Here is a 17,260-nt window from a genome sequence, read left to right as displayed (position 1 = left end):
GTGTTGCTGCCAGTGTTGGTGACGTAGACGTCACCACCATCACTGGCTTCAACAGTCCGTACGGGGTGGCGGTCAACCCAGGCGGCGACGTCTACGTCACCAACACTGGCAGCAACACGGTGTCGGTGATCAACCCCGCCACCAACATGGTCACGGGATCACCCATCCCCGTCGGCAGCGGTCCGTACGGGGTGGCGGTCAACCCCGGTGGCGACGTCTACGTCACCAACTATGGCAGTGGCACGGTGTCGGTGATCAATCCCGCCACCAACACCGTCACCGGATCACCCATCCCCGTCGGCGGCAATCCGTACGACGTGGCGGTCAACCCCGGCGGCGACGTCTACGTCGCCCACCTTGTCAGCGGCACGGTGTCGGTGATCGACCCCGCCACCAACACGGTCACCGGATTACCCATCACCGGTTTCGGCGTACCGTACGGGATGGCGGTCAACCCCGGCGGCGACGTCTACGTCACCAACGGTGGCAGCAACACGGTGTCGGTGATCAATCCCGCCACCAACACCGTCACCGGATCACCCATCACCGTCGGAAACAGTCCGTACGGGATGGCGGTCAACCCCGGCGGCGACGTCTACGTCACCAACCTTCACGACGGCACGGTGTCGGTGATCAACCCCGCCACCAACACCGTCACCGGATCACCCATCACCGTCGGCGCCAATCCGGGCGGGGTGGCGGTCAACCCCACCACCGGCTACGTCTACGTCACCAACGGTGGCAACAACACGGTGTCGGTGATCAACCCCGCCACCAACACCGTCACCGCCACCATCTCCGTCGGCAGCGTTCCGGGCGGGGTGGCGGTCAACCCCGCCACCGGCGACGTCTACGTCACCAACGAATTCAGCGGCACGGTGTCGGTGATCAGTGGGTAGTCGTGTGCCGCCCGGATTGCGGGCTTGCGGGTGTGCGGCCCCTGGTCTCCATCGCACACCACCGCACCGGCAAACCGCACGGCTGGATCCCCAACGAGCTGCGCCGGCGCTGCGAGGGCCCGCCGATCGCCGCGGCGACCCGTCAGCAGCTCAAGGACCGCATCGACGCGGCGCGCCGCCTGACGTCCGAGGCGAAAAGCTAATCCCCCACCGGCTCGTCGAGCACCTCGACCGCCGGCCCGCCCAGGACGGCCAGCAGGTGCTGCTCGATTGCGGCCCGCGCGGATTCTTCGTCGTGGGGCGGCACCGTCACACAGAACACGTCGGCGGCCGTCGACCCGAACGTGTTGACTTTGGCCCATCCGATGTCGGTGTGCGCTCGCTCCAACGCGCTGGCCAGCAGGGCCAGCAAACCCAACCGGTCCATCGCGCGCACTTCGACGACGAGCTGGCCCGGGGTCGCGGTGTCCAGCCACAGGATGCGCGGCGGGGCGGTCGACCGTGTGACGGGGACCCCGTGCTGCACCTCGCCGGCGCGCGCGGTCGCCGCGGCGACGGCGTCGCTGTCCCGCTTCTCCAGCGCGCCGAGAACGTCGACGTCCCCTTTCAGCGCGCCGGTGAACTGTTGTCGCAGCAGGCCCGTTTCGGGCGGCGACCCGAACGTTGGCGACACCACGAACTCGGTGACCGCGACGCCCTCGTGGGTGTTCACCGTCGCCGAGTGGATGCGCAGCGAGTTGAGGCCGAGCACCGCGGCCGCCTTCGAGACGAGCCCGCGCTGGTCGGGCGCGACCATGATGGCCTGGAAGCGCCCGCTCTCGTCGGGATTCAACTCCACCCGCACGCCGTGGTCGGATATGAGCGAAAGATCTTGCGGCACAATGGGTCCGGTCTGGGGCAGCGGTTCGCCGGCCATCACCAGGCGGCAGCGGCGCACGACGTCGTCGATAAGCGACGCCTTCCATTCGCTCCACACCCCGGGCCCGGTGGCCTTCGAGTCCGCTTCGGTGAGGGCCCGCAGCACCTCCAGCAACACGGGGTCGCCGTCTAGCGCGTCCGACACCTCCTGGATGGTCTTGGGGTCGTTGAGGTCGCTTCGGGTGGCCACCACGGGCAGCAGCAGGTGGTGGCGAACGAGCTTGGAGAGGAACTCGACGTCGTCCGGCGCGACCCCGAGCCGCGGACCGATCTGGTGGGCCATGTCAGCCCCCAGCACGGAGTGGTCGACGCCGCGGCCCTTACCGATGTCATGCAGCAGGGCCCCCAGCGCAAGCAGGTCGGGGCGCGCCACGCGGGTGGACAGCGGCGCGGCGTTGACGGCGGTCTCGACGACGTGCCGGTCGACGGTCCACTTGTGCGCGACGTCGCGGGGCGGCAGGTCGCGGATCGCGTCCCATTCGGGCAGCAGCCGGCCCCAGAGCCCGGTGCGGTCGAGCGCCTCGACGGTCGCGACGGTGGTCGGCCCGGCTGACAGAACCACCAGCAGGTCGTCCAGCGCCTCGCGCGGCCACGGGGTCGGCATTTCCGGTGCGCTGGCGGCCAGGCGGCTCAGCGTGCCGGCGCCGATCGGCAGCCCGGTGTCCGCCGACGCCGCGGCCACGCGCAGCACCAGCCCCGCGTCGCTCTCGGGGTGGGCGTCGCGCGCCAGCACGATCTCACCGGCGTACTCGACGACGCCCTCGTCGAGCGGCCGGCGCTTCGGCCGCCGCACCAGCGCCGAGATGCCGCGCCGCGGCAGCGCGTTCTCGGCCGTGCGCAGCCCGGTCTCGGCGTGGTAGGCGATGGTGCGGGCGGTGCTCGACACCTTGCGGGCCAGGTCGAACCGGTCCCCGATGTGCAGGGCGGCGCTGATCTCGTCGGCGAACTGGGCCAGCAGCAGGTCCCGCCCGCGGCCGGACACCCGGTGCAGTTCGGTGCGCACGTCGAGCATCGTCAGGTATGCGGCGTCCAGCGACCCGCCCGGCATGTCGGGGCTGGCCATGCCGCGCCGGTCGATGAGCTGCGCGACGCCCAGCGCGTCCAGCAACTGCACGTCGCGCAGCCCGCCGCGGCCCGACTTCAGGTCCGGCTCGGCCCGTTGCGAGATCCGGCCGCAGCGCTGCCAGCGGGACTGCGTCATCTCGACGAGCTCGTCCATGCGGGAGCGAATCGCCGTGCGCCACTGCCGTCGCGCCCCGGCGACCAGCTCGTCGGACAGCGTCGCGTCGCCGGCGATGTGGCGGGCGTCCAGCATGCCGAGCGCCGCGATGAGGTCGGCGTTGGCCACGCCCAGGGCGCCGGGGACGGTCCGCACGCTGTGGTCCAGGCGCACATTGGCGTCCCAGAGCGGGTACCACAGCCCGTCGGCGACCTTGCCCAGCACCTCGGCGGGCTTGTCGTCGTGCAGGAGCATCAGGTCGAGGTCGGAGTATGGCAGCAGCTCGCGGCGGCCCAGGCCGCCGATCCCGACGATCGCGAAGCCACTGCCCTCGGTGATCCCGATCTCCGCCGCCTTGGCGGCCAGCCACGACTCGTGCAGTTCAAGCCAGGCCTGCCGCAGCTCGGCCGCTTCGAGCCGGGCCCCCTCGGACAGCAGACGGCGCCGCGAGGCAGCCAGATCGGCTGCCTCGCAGGCGTTTTCTGTCCCCGACGTCGACGGCTCGGGCCGGTCGGGCTTCACGCCCTCCCGGCCCGTCCCGGTTCGATCAACGGTCGGCGGCTACCGTCATATCGCATCGGTTCCGCGTTCACCGGTGCGCACGCGCACGATGGTCTCGACGGGACTCACCCAGACCTTGCCGTCACCGATCTTGCCGGTGCGCGCCGCCCGGACGATGCTGTCCACCACCTTGTCGACGATGGAATCGTCGACGACGACCTCGATGCGCACCTTGGGCACGAAGTCGACGGAGTATTCAGCGCCGCGGTAGACCTCGGTGTGCCCCTTCTGGCGTCCGTAGCCCTGGATCTCGCTGACGGTCATCCCCAGGACGCCGGCATCTTCGAGGGCGGTCTTGACGTCGTCCAGGGTGAACGGCTTCACGATCGCGGTGACTAGCTTCATGAGTGCTCTGCCTCCACTTTGTCGCCCGCCCGGTCTTCGAGACCGTTACGGTCATCCACGGGTACCCGCGCCGCCGGGAGGACCGATCCCTGCCCCCCGATGGTTCCGAAATCGTACGCGCTCTCCGCGTGCTCGGCCTCGTCGATACCCGTCGACTCCGCCTCGGCGTCCACGCGCAGCCCGATCGTGTACTTCAAGATCAGCGCCAGGATGAGCGTCACGATACCCGAGTAGAAGAGGACGGCGAAGGCGCCGACCGCCTGCCGTTCCAGCTGGGACCAGCCGCCGCCGTAGAAGAGGCCCTTCGACACGCCGGCCACGCCGTTGATAGCGGTGGACTCCGGCGCGGCCAGGAGGCCGACCAGCAGCGTGCCGGCCAGACCGCCGATCATGTGCACGCCGACCACGTCGAGCGAGTCGTCGAAGCCGAGCTTGTACTTCAGCCCGACCGCCAGCGCGCACACCACGCCGGCCACCGCGCCGACCACGATCGCGCCCAGGATGTTCACCGACGAGCAGGACGGCGTGATGGCGACCAGCCCGGCGACGATGCCCGACGCCGCGCCCAGCGTGGTGGGCTTGCCGTCGCGGATGCGCTCGGTGAGCAGCCACGCCAGCATGGCGGTGGCCGTCGCGACCGTCGTGGTCATGAACGTCGCACCGGCGGAGCCGTTCGAGCTGGTCGCCGAACCGGCGTTGAACCCGAACCACCCGAACCACAGCAACCCGGCACCGAGCATGACGAACGGCAGGTTGTGCGGGCGGAACAGCGTCGTCGGCCAGCCCTTGCGCTTGCCCAGGACGATCGCCAGGGCCAGGCCCGCCACACCGGAGTTGATATGGACCGCTGTCCCACCGGCGAAGTCGATCGCGTGCAGCTTGTTGTTGATCCAGCCGCCGTGCTCCGACGCGAAGCCGTCGGCCGCGAACACCCAGTGCGCCACCGGGAAGTAGACCAGCGTCGCCCACAGCCCCGCGAAGACCAGCCACGCGGTGAACTTCAGCCGGTCGGCCACGGCGCCCGAGATCAGGGCGACGGTGATGATCGCGAACATCAGCTGGAAGGCGACGAAGACCGTGGCGGGCATCGTGCCGGCCAGGGGGATGTCCACCTGGGTCACGCCCTTGGACGGGTCCCCCTTGACGGCGTTGCCGCCGATGAGCTTCGCCAGCCCCCAGTAGTCACTCGGCTTGCCGACCACGCCGCCGACGTCATTGCCGAACGACATCGAATAGCCGTAGAGAACCCACAGCACGGTCACGACGCCCATCGCGCTGATGCTCATCATGATCATGTTGAGCACGCTCCGGGTGCGCACCATGCCGCCGTAGAAGAACGCCAGACCCGGCGTCATCAAGAGCACAAGCGCAGAACTTGCCAACATCCAGGCGGTATCGCCGGTATCGGGTTGGCCCAATTGCGGGAATGCCACTCGTTATCACCTCCGGTCGCACGGGAACGGCCGTCAGACGTGCGCCTGTGGCCTGATCCAGAACGATGCGCAATGAGTGTTTCGGCGATGGTGCCGTCGTGTTTCGGCGGTATTAACGTCCCGCTCGCGGTGTAAGGGCTTGTCAGCCCAGCAACGCGTCGACGAACGCCGCCGGTTCGAACGGCGCCAGATCGTCGGGTCCCTCCCCCAGCCCGACCAGCTTGACCGGCACCCCGAGTTCCTGCTGGACGCGGAACACGATGCCGCCCTTGGCCGTTCCGTCCAGCTTGGTCAGCACCGCGCCGGTGATGTCGACGACGTCGGCGAACACCCGGGCCTGGGCGAGCCCGTTCTGCCCGATCGTCGCGTCCAGGACGAGGAGCACCTCGTCGACCTCGGCCCGCTTGCTCACCACGCGCTTGACCTTGCCGAGCTCGTCCATCAGCCCCACCTTGGTGTGCAGCCGACCGGCGGTGTCGATGACGACCACGTCGGCGCCCGAGGCGATGCCCTTGTCGACGGCGTCGTACGCCACCGACGCCGGGTCGGCCCCTTCGGGCGCCCGCACCACCTCGGCGCCGACCCGCGACGCCCACGTCTGCAGCTGGTCGGCGGCCGCCGCCCGGAAGGTGTCGGCCGCGCCCAGCACGACGCGGCGGCCGTCGGCCACCAGCACCCGGGCCAGCTTGCCGACGGTGGTGGTCTTGCCGGTGCCGTTGACCCCGACGACCAGCAGCACCGACGGGCGGTCGGCGTGCGGCAGGGCGCGGATCGAGCGTTCCATGCCGGGCTGCAGCTCCTTGATGAGCACGTCGCGCAGCGCGGCCTTGGCGTCGGCCGCGGTGCGCACGTCGCTGCTGGCCAGGCGGCTGCGCAGCTGCGCCATCACCGACTCGGTGACCACCGGACCGAGGTCGGCGATCAGCAGAGTGTCCTCGACGTCCTGCCACGAGTCCTCGTCGAGGTCACCGCCGCCGATCAGGCCCAGCAGGCTGCGCCCAAAAGCGTTCTGCGACTTGGCCAGCCGCCCACGCAGGCGCTCGAGGCGCCCCTCGGGCGGCGCGATCTCCTCGATCTCGGGAGCCTCGGGGGCGGGTGGCGGCGCGATCGTCTCGGGCAGTTCGACGTCGGAGATCGTGCGCTTCGGCGCGTCGCGGGGCACGGTCGCGTCGTCGCCCACCGACGGCAGCCCGGTGGTGTCGATCCGTTCGACCGGCGGCGCGGTCTGGCTGAAGGTGATGCCCGACGAGGTCGTATAGCCACGCGGGCGGTCCAGGACCCCGGGCTCCGGTTGGGACGCCAGGCTGATCCGCCTCCGGCGATACCGGACCAGGCCGAAGACCAGCGCGGCGACGATGAGCAGGGCAGCGACGACCGCGATGGCGATCCAAAGACCTTGGGACACGCTGCCGATCCTTCCAGCCGTTTGACCCTGCGCTGACGGCGGGCGTTACTCGCACTTCGTCGCCCAGGACGCAGAGTCAACGCCGAAGGCGACCCGCTAGTTGGAGCTCGAGACCAGCTGCTCCACCTGCTGGCCGCGCATCCGCTGCGAGATCACCGCGGTGATGCCGTCGCCCTGCATGGTGACGCCGTACAGCGCGTCGGCGACCTCCATCGTCGGCTTCTGGTGGGTGATGATCAGGATCTGCGAGCGGGCCCGCAGCAACTCGAACAGGCTGATCAGGCGGCGCAGGTTGGTGTCGTCGAGCGCGGCCTCCACCTCGTCCATGATGTAGAACGGCGACGGGCGGGCTCGGAAGATGGCCACCAGCATCGCGACCGCGGTCAGGGCCTTCTCGCCGCCCGACAGCAGCGACAGCCGGGTGATCTTCTTGCCGGGCGGCCGGGCCTCGACCTCGATGCCGGTGGTGAGCATGTTGTCGGGGTCGGTCAGCCGCAGCCGGCCCTCGCCGCCGGGGAACAGCACGGCGAAAACCTCGCGGAATTCGCGTTCCACGTCGGTGAAGGCGTCGCTGAACACCTGCAGGATCCGGGCGTCGACCTCGGCGACGACGTCGAGCAGGTCCTTGCGGGCGGCCTTGACGTCCTCGAGCTGGGTGGACAGGAAGTTGTAGCGCTCCTCCAGCGCGGCGAACTCCTCGAGGGCCAGCGGGTTGACCCGGCCGAGCTCGGCCAGCTCCCGCTCGGCGCGCTTGGCTCGGCGCTCCTGCGTCGGCCGGTCGTACGGCATGGGCGCGGGCGCGACGACCTGCTCACCGCGCTCGCGGGCCTGCTCGTACTCGGCCATCTCGAGCTCGGTGGGCGGCAGCCCGACGTGCGGGCCGTACTCGGCGATCAGGTCGGCCGGCGCCATCCCGAACTGTTCGAGGACCATCTGCTCGAGCTGCTCGATCCGCATCGCCGCCTGGGCGTTGGCCACCTCGTCGCGGTGCAGCGAGTCGGTCAGCGTGGCCACCCGGGCGCTCAGCGCGTTGACCTCGTCGCGCACCGCCGCCATCGCCGCCGAACGCTGCTGCCGCTCGGCGACCAGCGCGTCCCGGATCCGCGACGCCGCGGCCACCACCCGGTCCAGCCGCTCCGCCAGGGCCCTCCCGGCGTCGGCCACCGCCGCCGCCACCGCGGCCGCGCGCAGCCGCGCCTCCCGGGCCTGCTGGGCGCGCAGCCTCGCCTCGCGTTCGGCGGCGGCCGCGCGGCGCAGGGAATCGGCCCGCCCTCGCACCGCGTTGGCCCGCTCCTCCGCCGTCCGCACGGCCAGGCGGGCCTCGATCTCCACGCCGCGGGCGCTCTCGGCGGCCGCGGCGATCCGCTGGCGGTCCGCCGGCTCCTCGGCGTGCTCGGGCCGGGTCTCCTGGGCGTTGCGCAGCCGGGTCTCGAGCTCGGTGACCTCGTCGACCGTCTGCGCGCGGCCCGCTTCCAGCTCGTCGCGCTGCCGGAGCAAGGCCGCCCACTCCTCTTCGGCCATGCGGGCCTCCTGCCCGAGCCGGCCGAGCTGCTCGTACATCGCCGAGATGGCGGTGTCGGATTCGTTGAGCGCGGCCCACGCCTGCTCGGCGGAGTCCTGGCGGGCCGCCTGCTCGGTCAGCGCACCGGACAGGGCCGCGGTCAGCTGGCTCACCTGGGCCTCGGCGGCGGCCAGCTCGTCGCCGGCCTTGTCGATCTCCGAGGTGATCTCGAGCGTCGACAGCTTGCGGTCCGAGCCGCCGCTCACCCAGCCGGTCCCGACCAGGTCGCCGTCGAGGGTGACCGCGCGCAGCTCGGGGCGGGCCGCCACGAGGTCAAGCGCCTCGCTCAGGTCGCCGACGACGGCGACGCCGGAGAGCATGGCCGTCATCGCCCCGCGCAGCCGTGCCGGGGTGTCCACCAGGTCGAGCGCCCACAGCGCGCCCTCGGGCAGCGCGTCGTGCGGCGCCGCGGGCCCGGCCGGCCAGTCGCCCAGGACCAGCGCGGCGCGGCCGCCGTCGGCCTTCTTGAGCGCGGCGACCGCGGACCGGGCCGCCCCGAAGCTCTCGGCGGCCAGCGCGTCGGCGGCCGACCCGAGCACGGCGGCCAGCGCCGCCTCGTAACCGGAGCGGACCTTGACCAGCTTGGCGATCGGCCCCAAAAGCCCTGCGCCGCCGAGGTTTTGGCTGAGCCAGGCCGCGCCGTCCTTGCGTTCCAGGCCCACCGAGAGGGCGTCGATGCGGGCCCGCAGCGACGCCACCCGGCGTTCGGCGTCCCGCTCGGCCGCCTGCAGCTCGGCCACCCGCTCGTCGGCCAGCCGCAGCGCGGCCACGGTCCGCTCGTGGTGGTCGTCCAGGCCCATCTCGCCCTGGTCCAGCTCGCCGACGCGTCCCTGGACGGTCTCGAACTCCGCCCGCGCCTGCTGGGCCCTGGTCGCTGCCTGCTCGATGCGCTCGGAGAGGCGGGTGACGCTGTCGTCGATCGAGTCGACGCGGGCCCGCATGGTCTCCACCTGCCCGGCCAGCCGCGCCAGCCCCTCGCGCCGGTCGGCCTCCGCCCGGACCGCCGCCATGTGGGCGCGGTCGGCCTCGGCGGCTTCCCGCTCCCGCTCGGCGAGTTCGGCCCGGGCCGCGTCCAGCCGGGTGCGCGCCTCGGCGAGGTCGGCGAGCAGCCCCTGCTCGGCGATCTGCACGCGCTCGGCCTCGGCATCCAGCGCCTCGGGGTCGGTGTCGCTGGGGGGCGCCGGCTCGACGTCGAGGTGCTGCGCGCGCTCGCTCGCGATGCGGACGGTCGCGCCGACGCGCTCGGCCAGCGCCGACAGCGAGAACCAGGTGTGCTGCACCGACTCGGCCCGCACCGACAGCTCGGCCATGGCGGTCTCGTGCGCGGTCAGCTCCTCGGATGCCAGGGCCAGGCGGGCCGCCGCCTCGTCGTGCTCGCGGCGCATGGCGGCCTCGGCCTCGAAGATGGCGTCGCGCTCGGTCTGCCGGTTGACCAGGTCGTCGGCGGCCAGCCGCAGCCGGGCGTCGCGCAGGTCGGCCTGGATGGTCTGGGCGCGACGGGCCACCTCGGCCTGCCGGCCCAACGGCTTGAGCTGGCGGCGCAGTTCGGTGGTCAGGTCGGTGAGCCGCGCCAGGTTGGCCTGCATCGCGTCGAGTTTGCGAAGGGCCTTTTCCTTGCGCTTGCGGTGCTTGAGCACGCCGGCGGCTTCCTCGATGAACGCGCGCCGGTCCTCGGGTCGCGACTGCAGGATCTCGTCGAGCTTGCCCTGCCCCACGATGACGTGCATCTCGCGGCCGATCCCGGAGTCGCTCAGCAACTCCTGGACGTCCATCAACCGGCAGCTGCTGCCGTTGATCTCGTATTCGCTGGCGCCGTCGCGGAACATGCGCCGCGTGATCGACACCTCGGAGTACTCGATGGGCAGCGCGTTGTCGGAGTTGTCGATCGTGACGGTGACCTCGGCGCGGCCCAGCGGCGCGCGCGACGAGGTGCCGGCGAAGATGACGTCCTCCATCTTGCCGCCGCGCAGCGTCTTCGCCCCCTGCTCGCCCATCACCCACGCCAGGGCGTCGACGACGTTCGACTTGCCCGAGCCGTTGGGGCCGACCACCGCGGTGATGCCCGGCTCGAAGCGCAGAGTCGTCGGCGACGCGAAGGACTTGAAGCCCTTCAGCGTCAGACTCTTCAGGTACACGGCGAGCCAGACTACCGACTCAGATCGCCGGGTCCCGGCCACTCGCGGGGTGTCGCCGGGACCGAAATTCGCTGGTCGGCGCAGGGGCCACTCGCGTCACACCCGTCACTCAGGGCGTCACCGCTCGACGAAGCCCTCGAATCGCTCGCGCGCCTCCGACCAGTCGGCGACGACGTTGTCGACCCGCCCGGGCCGGGACGGCCACGTGTCGCCGCCCTCCAGCGCCTGCAGCAGCCTCTCGCAGCCCTCGCGCGGCCCCTGGGCGACCACTAGCACGCGGCCGTCGGCCTGGTTGGCCGCATACCCGGTCAGCCCCTGCTCGAGTGCGCGGCTGCGCGTCCACCAGCGGAATCCGACGCCCTGCACCTGTCCGTGCACCCAGGCCGTCAGCCGGACCTCAGGCTCCGACATCCGCCACCCCGAAGTTGACGGTGGTGCCGGACTTGAGGGTGCGCCCCACGGTGCAGACCGTGTCGATCGCGCGGTTCACCACCGTCAGCAGGCGTTCCTTCTCGTCGGCGGACAACCCCGACAGGTCCAGCTCTAGGCTCTCCTCGAGCAGCGGGTAACGCTCCTGCTCGCGGTCCGCGGCGCCGGAGACCCTGATGGTCGCCTTGTAGTCGTCGCCGAGCCGGCGCGCGAGCGGCTGGTCGCTGGACATCCCGCTGCACGCGGCGAGCGCGATCTTCAGCAGCTCGCCGGGCGTGAACACGCCTTCGACGTCCTCCGAGCCGACGAGCACCTGCGCGCCGCGCGAGCTATAGCCCGTGTAGCGGCGGGTCCCGGTGCGCTCCACCCACAGTTCGGTCATGGCTCATTTCTACCGGGAGGCCGGTGCGCCGCCGGATTCCAGTGTGAACCTGTGGCGTCGAGAGTGAAGTGGTGGCGGCGTTTCGGCCAATTCGCCGCCCTACGTTCACAGTCGAAGCCACCGTTTCACACTCGACTACCGCACTACCCCCGGGGCCGCGGCTGGCAGCGCGGGCAGTAGAACGACGAGCGGTTCATGAACTTCTCCCGGCGCATCACCGCCCCGCAGCGCCGGCAGTTCTGCCCCTCGCGGCCGTAGGCGTCCAGCGAGCGGTCGAAGTACCCCGACTCCCCGTTGACGTTGACGTACAGCGAGTCGAACGACGTCCCGCCTTTCGCCAGCGCCTCGCGCATGACCTCGGCCGCCGCGTCGAGGACGGCGGTGAGCCGGGGACGGCTGAGCGTGTCGGCGATCCGCGCGCCGTTCACCTTCGCGCGCCAGAGCGCCTCGTCGGCGTAGATGTTGCCGATTCCCGAGACGACGGTCTGGTCCAGGAGCTGGCGTTTGATCTCGGAGTGCTTGCGCCGCAACACATTAACCACGGCTGCGGTGTCGAACCGCGGGTCCAGCGGGTCGCGCGCCAGGTGCGCGACGGGCGCAGGCACCACGCTGCCGTCGACGTCCACCAGGTCGGCGAGCATCCACCCGCCGAACGTGCGCTGGTCGGCGAAGCCGAGCACGGTGCCGTCGTCGAGCAGGGCCGAGATCCTGACGTGGTCGGCCCTCGGGACCTCCCCGAGCAGCATCTGCCCGCTCATGCCGAGGTGCACGACGAGCGCGGTGTCGGGTCCGTCCTCGTCGTCGAGCAGCAGCCACAGGTACTTGCCGCGCCGGTCGGTGCCGGTGATGCGCGCGCCCAGCAGCCGGGCGGTGAGGTCGGCGGGCCCGGCCTCGTGGCGGCGCACGGCGCGGGGATGATGCACCCGGACCGCCGTGATCGCCTTGCCCGCGACATGGGTCTGGAGGCCGCGGCGCACGACCTCGACTTCGGGCAGCTCGGGCATTCAGTGATGATCGCAAGCGCGGCGAAGCCGGGCGCGGCGGGTCATCACCATCGATTCAGCCGGAAGGCTGGCCGGCCGTGTCCGAGACGTCCAGCGCCTTCCAGGCGGCAGCGGCGGCCTTCTGCTCGGCCTCTTTCTTGGAGCGGCCCATCCCGGACCCGTATTCGGTGTCCATCACCATCACGACCGCGGTGAATTCCTTGTCGTGGTCGGGCCCGGTCGACGTCACGACGTACGACGGCGCCCCCATGCTCGGCGCGGCGGTGAGCTCCTGCAGGCTGGTTTTCCAGTCGAGGCCGGCGCCGAGCGTCGGCGCGGCATCCAGCAGCGCGCCGAACAGCCGCAGGATGACCTCGCGCGCCGTGTCGATGCCGTGCTCGAGGTAGATGGCACCCAGCAGCGACTCCATGCCGTCGGCCAGGATGCTCGACTTGTCGGCGCCGCCGGTGTTCGCCTCGCCGCGGCCGAGAAGGAGGTGGGCGCCGAGCCCGTCGTCGGAGAGCTTGCGGGCGACGTCGGCCAGCGCCTGGGTGTTGACGACGCTGGCCCGGAGCTTGGCCAGGTCTCCCTCAGTGCGGTCCGGATGCCGGTGGTAGAGCTCGTCGGTGATGGTCAGGCCGAGGACGGCGTCGCCGAGGAACTCCAGGCGCTCGTTGGTGGGCAGGCCCCCGTGTTCGTAGGCGTAGCTGCGGTGCGTCAACGCCAGCGACAGCAGCTCCTCGGGCAGGTCGACCCCGAGTGCGTCGAGCAGCACCTGGCGTGATGTCAACTCTCGCCCCGGGAGATCTCCGGCGGGAACATCCCCGCCAGCTTGGCCCACCGCGGGTCGACGCGCTCATGCTGATGACCGGGCTCGGCCGCCAGCGCGACGCCGCATTCGGGGCACAACCCTGGGCAGTCGGGCGCGCACACCGGCGCGAAGGGCAGCTCGAGTCCGACGGCGTCGATGATCTTCTGCTCGAGGTCGATCGTGTCGTCGACGATGCGGCCGACCTCGTCCTCCTCGGTGGTCGCCTCGGTGGTGCTGTCGGGATAGGCGAAGAGCTCGGTCAGCGCGACCTGCACGCGTCCGGTCAGGGGCGTCAGGCACCGGGCGCACTCGCCGACGGTCGGCGCGCTGACCGTGCCGGTCACCAGCACCCCCTCGGAGACCGACTGCAGCTGCAGGTCGAGCTCCAGCGGGGCGCCGGCCTCGATCCCGACCAGGTCCAGCCCGATGCGCGACGGGGTGGGCACAGTCTCCCGCAGGGTGACCATCGCGCCTGGACGCCGTCCGAGACGGGAAATGTCGACGGTGAGTCCGGGAGTGGGATGGCGCTGCGCCGTGGTGGAGTGCTGCCGCGTCATGACAGAAATCCTACGGCGCGATACACACAAAGCCAGGGCCGAAGCCGCGGCCCGACGCGCTACCGCGTCGCGTAGTCGTGCGTGCCGGCCGCGGTGCGCAGCTGATGGCGTCCGCGTCCCACCGACCGCAGCGTGCCGTTGAGGAACTCCTCGAACTCGGCCAGCTTGTTGTCGACGTAGATGTCGCACTCGCCACGCAGGCGGTCCGACTCGGCGTGAGCGGTGTCGATGAGCCGCGTGGCCTCGGCGTGGGCCGCCTGCACCACCTCGTTCTGGGACACCAGGCGCTGCTGCTCCTTGATGCCCTCCTGGACGGCCTTCTCGTAGGAGATGTTTCCGTTCTCGATGAGCCGGTCGGCCTCGGCCTGGGCGCGGCTGATGCTGGCCTCGTACTCGCGCTTGGCGGCCGTCGCGATGCGAATCGACTCCTCGCGGGCCTCGCCGACCATGCGCTCGCTGTGCTGGCGGGCCTCGCCGACCATCCGGTCGGCCTGCGACTTCGCATCGGAGAGGATCCGGTCGGCCTCCGCGCGGGCGTGGTTGAGCATCGCCTCCGACTCGGTGGTGGCCGAGGACACCATGGAGTCGGCGTGCGTCTTGGCGTCGTGCAACATCGAGTCGCGCGCGTCAAGCACGTCCTGGGCGTCATCGAGCTCGCCGGGAATGGCGTCCTTGATGTCGTCGATCAACTCCAGGACGTCGCCGCGGGGCACCACGCAGCCGGCCGTCATCGGCACGCCGCGGGCTTCTTCCACGATGGCGCTCAATTCGTCCAGCGCTTCAAAGACTCGATACACGGCCAAAACCTCCCGGCGTATTGCCAAAAATCTACGTTGTTACCAGTGTGCCTGGTGTTACAGCTGTGGCAGCGGTGGCGGGCCCGGTGTGTCGGAGATTTGCCCGCGGGGATCCGTCACACGCCGCATTGCGCCGGTATTGACCTGACATCACACCTGAAACCATAGGAAAGCCAAGTGGCGTTGTCGCCTCCGGCAAGCCCGGGTGGCGCGCCACGCGCCTTTGCCGGCGTCACGTCACACCCGGCTGACGATCGGGCGGATCGCCGCCGGGCCGTTGTGCGGGACGCTCCGGAAGCCGCACGCGGACGGCAGCGCGACGGCGCGCAACCACTTCGGGAACGGGTCGGGACGCCGCGCCAGCTCCGCACGGTCGGCGGGCCGTTCGATCGGGACGTACAGGGCGCCCTCGTCGTACCGGGTGGCCTGGCCGGCCGGCAGGAAGCTCCCGGCCAGGGGCAGGTAGTCGTTGCCGAGCCACGTCCACCAGATCGGGTTCGCCGGCAGACCCAGGATCCCGTCCGGCCCGCGAAGCGAGGCGCTGAGGTCGCAGTCCGGATCGGCCGGTCCCGACAGCCGGTGGCCGCGCAGCACCTCCCCCGTGGCCAGCACGCTGCCGCGCCGGCGGGCGTACTCGACGAAGAAGCGCCGCACGGTGTTGCGCCAGCGCGGATCCTCCAACGGTTCGGCCACCAACCTGAGCCGGTCGACGAGGATGCGGTCCCACTCGTTGGGGTACAGCCCGCCGTCGAGGCAGGGGAAGGTCGCGTCGAACCAGGCTACGTCGCAATAGGTGGAGATGAAGCGGTCGTCCCCGTCGCGGTCCAGGCGGTGCTCGAGTGGGTAGGCGTTGCCGAAGCGTCGCGGAAGCGCTTCCGGGAGAAACCTTTTCGCTGTTTCGATCCACGCATTCGGCGCGTAAGGCGCCGACGCGGGTGAATACCAGCGCAAGTCGAGGATCCGGACGGAGCCGGCGGGCGGACGGGCGGTCTTGCGAATGCGCCTCGGCCCGAGGATGTCGTCGGTCTGCTCGTCCACCGCCACCCCGCCCGCGGCGTGTGCCAGGGCCTTGGCGAACCGCCGGGCCGGGCGCACGTCGGTGGTGTCGCCGCCCGCCGCGACGACGTGCCAGCTGGTGGTGGGGTCCAGAACGTGGGCCACCACGTCGTCCGGGATGTCGCGCGCTTCGAGCTCGTGCGGCCCGAAGACGGTGAACGCGTGGGCTTCCCGCTTGCCGCGCAGCACGGTCACTCGGTGATCGCCGCTGTCGCCGACCGCCAGCCCGGGAATGGACTCGACGAGGGCCTCCAACTGCTTCTCGCGCAGACCGTCGGCCGCGTAAACCGTCAGGTCGTACGACATCGCTCAACCCCCGCCCGGGCGACACCGGCCGCCGTCTTGTTGGATGCTACGTATTTAATCACGCTTAGTCGTAGCAGTGCAACGTTTCAGAGCGGTTTGAGCAGCAAGCTGGCCACATCTGCAATGACTTCTTTCCATACCGCTTCGACTATCCACCATCTCAGCATGAGTTGACCAATACCCCCCACCCGTATATGTTGGGCGAGAGGGCGGTGAGGGGCCGCCGATGCGACTCGGAGGATCGATGGCGGTGCTGGCGGCGGTCGGCCACGCGTTGGCGCTGGCCGGCTCGATGACGTGGGAGATCCTGTGGGCCCTCATCCTCGGCTTCGCGCTGTCGGCGGTGATCCAGGCGGTGGTGCGGCGGACGACGATCGTGTCGCTCCTCGGTGACGACCGGCCCCGCACGCTCGCGGTGGCGGCCGGGCTGGGGGCGGCGTCGTCCTCGTGCTCCTATGCGGCGGTTGCGTTGGCGCGGGCGCTCTTTCGCAAGGGTGCCAACTTCACCGCCGCCATGGCGTTCGAAATCGGTTCCACCAACCTGGTTGTGGAGCTGGGCATCATCCTGGCCTTGCTGATGGGGTGGCAGTTCACCGCCGCGGAATTCGTGGGCGGCCCCTTGATGATCGTCTTCCTTGCCGTCTTGTTCCGGTTGTTCGTGCGATCCCGGCTTGTCGACGCCGCCAGGGAGCAGGCCGAACGCGGCATCGCCGGATCGATGGAAGGCCATGCCGCGATGGACATGTCGATCCAGGGGCAGGGGCCGTTCTGGCGGCGGCTGTTCTCGCCCGCCGGGTTCACCTCCGTGTCCCACGTGTTCGTCATGGAGTGGCTGGCGATCCTGCGCGATCTCGTCATCGGCCTGTTGATCGCGGGCGCCATCGCGGCGTGGGTGCCCGAAAAGTTCTGGCAGGTCTTCTTTTTGACAGATCACCCGGTGTGGTCGGCGCTGTGGGGACCGATCGTGGGCCCCGTCGTGGCGATCGTGTCGTTCGTCTGCTCGATCGGCAATGTCCCGCTGGCCGCCGTGCTCTGGAACGGGGGCATCAGCTTCGGCGGAGTCATCGCCTTCATCTACGCCGACCTGCTGATCGTTCCGATCCTGAACATCTACCGGAAGTATTACGGCACGCGGATGATGCTGACGCTGCTCGGCACGTTCTACGCCTCCATGGTTGCCGCCGGATATCTCGTCGAATTGCTCTTCGGCACAACACGACTCATTCCGACGCAGCGCAGCGCCACGGTGATGCAGGCAAGCATCTCGTGGAATTACACGACGTGGCTCAACATCGCCTTCCTCGTGGTCGCCGCGGCGCTGGTCGCCCGGTTCGTCACCTCGGGCGGGCTCCCGATGTTGCGCATGATGGGCGGCTCTCCCGACGCCGGTGACGAGCACGATCACAGCGCCCATCACCACTAGTGCCGCGGTTTACGCCTCGGGCCGTTGATGCTCCTCCTCG

General features: G+C 70.5%; 15 protein-coding genes. 3 read left to right on the top strand and 12 right to left on the bottom strand.

Annotated features, from left to right (window positions below):
• Together GPY60_RS16525 and GPY60_RS16520 are read left to right on the top strand one after the other, a co-directional pair.
• A partial coding sequence (locus tag GPY60_RS16525; RefSeq protein ID WP_444850860.1) for a virginiamycin B lyase family protein occupies positions 1-899 on the top strand: 899 nt, incomplete at its 5' end.
• 32 nt (positions 900-931) lie between these two features.
• On the top strand, positions 932-1,102 hold the full coding sequence (locus tag GPY60_RS16520) for a hypothetical protein (RefSeq protein WP_156688760.1): 171 nt from the start codon (positions 932-934) through the stop codon (positions 1,100-1,102).
• Here the strand turns inward: GPY60_RS16520 and GPY60_RS16515 are convergent.
• The 12 genes from GPY60_RS16515 to GPY60_RS16460 all read right to left on the bottom strand — a co-directional run bounded on the left by GPY60_RS16515 (position 1,099) and on the right by GPY60_RS16460 (position 15,797).
• The gene (locus GPY60_RS16515; RefSeq protein WP_156688759.1) at positions 1,099-3,558 is read right to left on the bottom strand and encodes a [protein-PII] uridylyltransferase; all 2,460 of its coding nucleotides are present in this window, start codon (positions 3,556-3,558) and stop codon (positions 1,099-1,101) included. The two genes, GPY60_RS16520 and GPY60_RS16515, sit on opposite strands and share 4 nt — an antisense overlap.
• Before the next feature lie 45 nt (positions 3,559-3,603).
• The gene (gene glnB, locus GPY60_RS16510; protein ID WP_156688758.1) at positions 3,604-3,942 is read right to left on the bottom strand and encodes a nitrogen regulatory protein P-II; all 339 of its coding nucleotides are present in this window, start codon (positions 3,940-3,942) and stop codon (positions 3,604-3,606) included.
• The gene (locus tag GPY60_RS16505; protein WP_156688757.1) at positions 3,939-5,327 is read right to left on the bottom strand and encodes an ammonium transporter; all 1,389 of its coding nucleotides are present in this window, start codon (positions 5,325-5,327) and stop codon (positions 3,939-3,941) included. The genes glnB and GPY60_RS16505 overlap by 4 nt, the downstream gene beginning before the upstream one ends.
• A 190-nt stretch (positions 5,328-5,517) precedes the next feature.
• The gene (gene ftsY, locus GPY60_RS16500) at positions 5,518-6,780 is read right to left on the bottom strand and encodes a signal recognition particle-docking protein FtsY (protein WP_156688756.1); all 1,263 of its coding nucleotides are present in this window, start codon (positions 6,778-6,780) and stop codon (positions 5,518-5,520) included.
• A 96-nt stretch (positions 6,781-6,876) separates the two neighbouring features.
• A complete protein-coding gene (smc, locus tag GPY60_RS16495) occupies positions 6,877-10,476 on the bottom strand; it encodes a chromosome segregation protein SMC (protein WP_156688755.1) in 3,600 nt (1,199 codons plus the stop codon).
• A 117-nt stretch (positions 10,477-10,593) separates the two neighbouring features.
• Entirely contained in the window at positions 10,594-10,887 is a 294-nt protein-coding gene (locus tag GPY60_RS16490; RefSeq protein ID WP_156688754.1) for an acylphosphatase, read from the bottom strand.
• Positions 10,874-11,287, bottom strand: a complete 414-nt coding sequence (locus tag GPY60_RS16485; RefSeq protein ID WP_156688753.1) for an OsmC family protein — start codon at positions 11,285-11,287, stop codon at positions 10,874-10,876. Before GPY60_RS16485 ends, GPY60_RS16490 begins: the two co-directional genes overlap by 14 nt.
• 143 nt (positions 11,288-11,430) lie before the next feature.
• Complete coding sequence (gene mutM, locus GPY60_RS16480) at positions 11,431-12,291, bottom strand: DNA-formamidopyrimidine glycosylase (RefSeq protein WP_156688752.1); 861 nt, start codon at positions 12,289-12,291, stop codon at positions 11,431-11,433.
• Between the two features lie 55 nt (positions 12,292-12,346).
• Positions 12,347-13,060 carry a ribonuclease III gene (gene rnc, locus GPY60_RS16475; RefSeq protein ID WP_156688751.1) on the bottom strand — a complete coding sequence of 238 codons (714 nt, stop codon included), beginning with the start codon at positions 13,058-13,060 and terminating at the stop codon, positions 12,347-12,349.
• Entirely contained in the window at positions 13,057-13,638 is a 582-nt protein-coding gene (locus GPY60_RS16470) for a YceD family protein (RefSeq protein WP_156688750.1), read from the bottom strand. Before GPY60_RS16470 ends, rnc begins: the two co-directional genes overlap by 4 nt.
• 59 nt (positions 13,639-13,697) lie before the next feature.
• Positions 13,698-14,435, bottom strand: a complete 738-nt coding sequence (gene sepIVA / locus GPY60_RS16465) for a cell division protein SepIVA (protein ID WP_156688749.1) — start codon at positions 14,433-14,435, stop codon at positions 13,698-13,700.
• 237 nt (positions 14,436-14,672) lie between these two features.
• Positions 14,673-15,797, bottom strand: a complete 1,125-nt coding sequence (locus GPY60_RS16460; protein ID WP_156688748.1) for a hypothetical protein — start codon at positions 15,795-15,797, stop codon at positions 14,673-14,675.
• 226 nt (positions 15,798-16,023) lie between these two features.
• Between GPY60_RS16460 and GPY60_RS16455 the strand changes: the two genes are divergently transcribed.
• Positions 16,024-17,220, top strand: coding sequence for a permease (locus GPY60_RS16455; protein ID WP_197283700.1), 1,197 nt, complete (start codon positions 16,024-16,026; stop codon positions 17,218-17,220).
• Positions 17,221-17,260: the final 40 nt, after the last annotated feature.

The sequence above is a fragment of the Mycobacterium sp. Marseille-P9652 genome, from assembly GCF_902652685.1.
Classification (GTDB): domain Bacteria; phylum Actinomycetota; class Actinomycetes; order Mycobacteriales; family Mycobacteriaceae; genus Mycobacterium.
Note: the sequence above shows the minus strand (reverse complement) of the source record. Positions and strands in the feature narration are given on the sequence as shown.

Bases quoted from the DNA above. Each gene is read 5' to 3' on its own strand.
- glnB (WP_156688758.1), bottom strand. From the start codon at position 3,942: ATGAAGCTAGTCACCGCGATCGTGAAGCCGTTCACCCTGGACGACGTC.
- GPY60_RS16505 (WP_156688757.1), bottom strand. From the start codon at position 5,327: ATGTTGGCAAGTTCTGCGCTTGTGCTCTTGATGACGCCGGGTCTGGCG.
- GPY60_RS16490 (WP_156688754.1), bottom strand. From the start codon at position 10,887: ATGTCGGAGCCTGAGGTCCGGCTGACGGCCTGGGTGCACGGACAGGTG.
- GPY60_RS16485 (WP_156688753.1), bottom strand. From the start codon at position 11,287: ATGACCGAACTGTGGGTGGAGCGCACCGGGACCCGCCGCTACACGGGC.
- mutM (WP_156688752.1), bottom strand. From the start codon at position 12,291: ATGCCCGAGCTGCCCGAAGTCGAGGTCGTGCGCCGCGGCCTCCAGACC.
- GPY60_RS16470 (WP_156688750.1), bottom strand. From the start codon at position 13,638: ATGACGCGGCAGCACTCCACCACGGCGCAGCGCCATCCCACTCCCGGA.
- GPY60_RS16460 (WP_156688748.1), bottom strand. From the start codon at position 15,797: ATGTCGTACGACCTGACGGTTTACGCGGCCGACGGTCTGCGCGAGAAG.
- GPY60_RS16455 (WP_197283700.1), top strand. From the start codon at position 16,024: ATGCGACTCGGAGGATCGATGGCGGTGCTGGCGGCGGTCGGCCACGCG.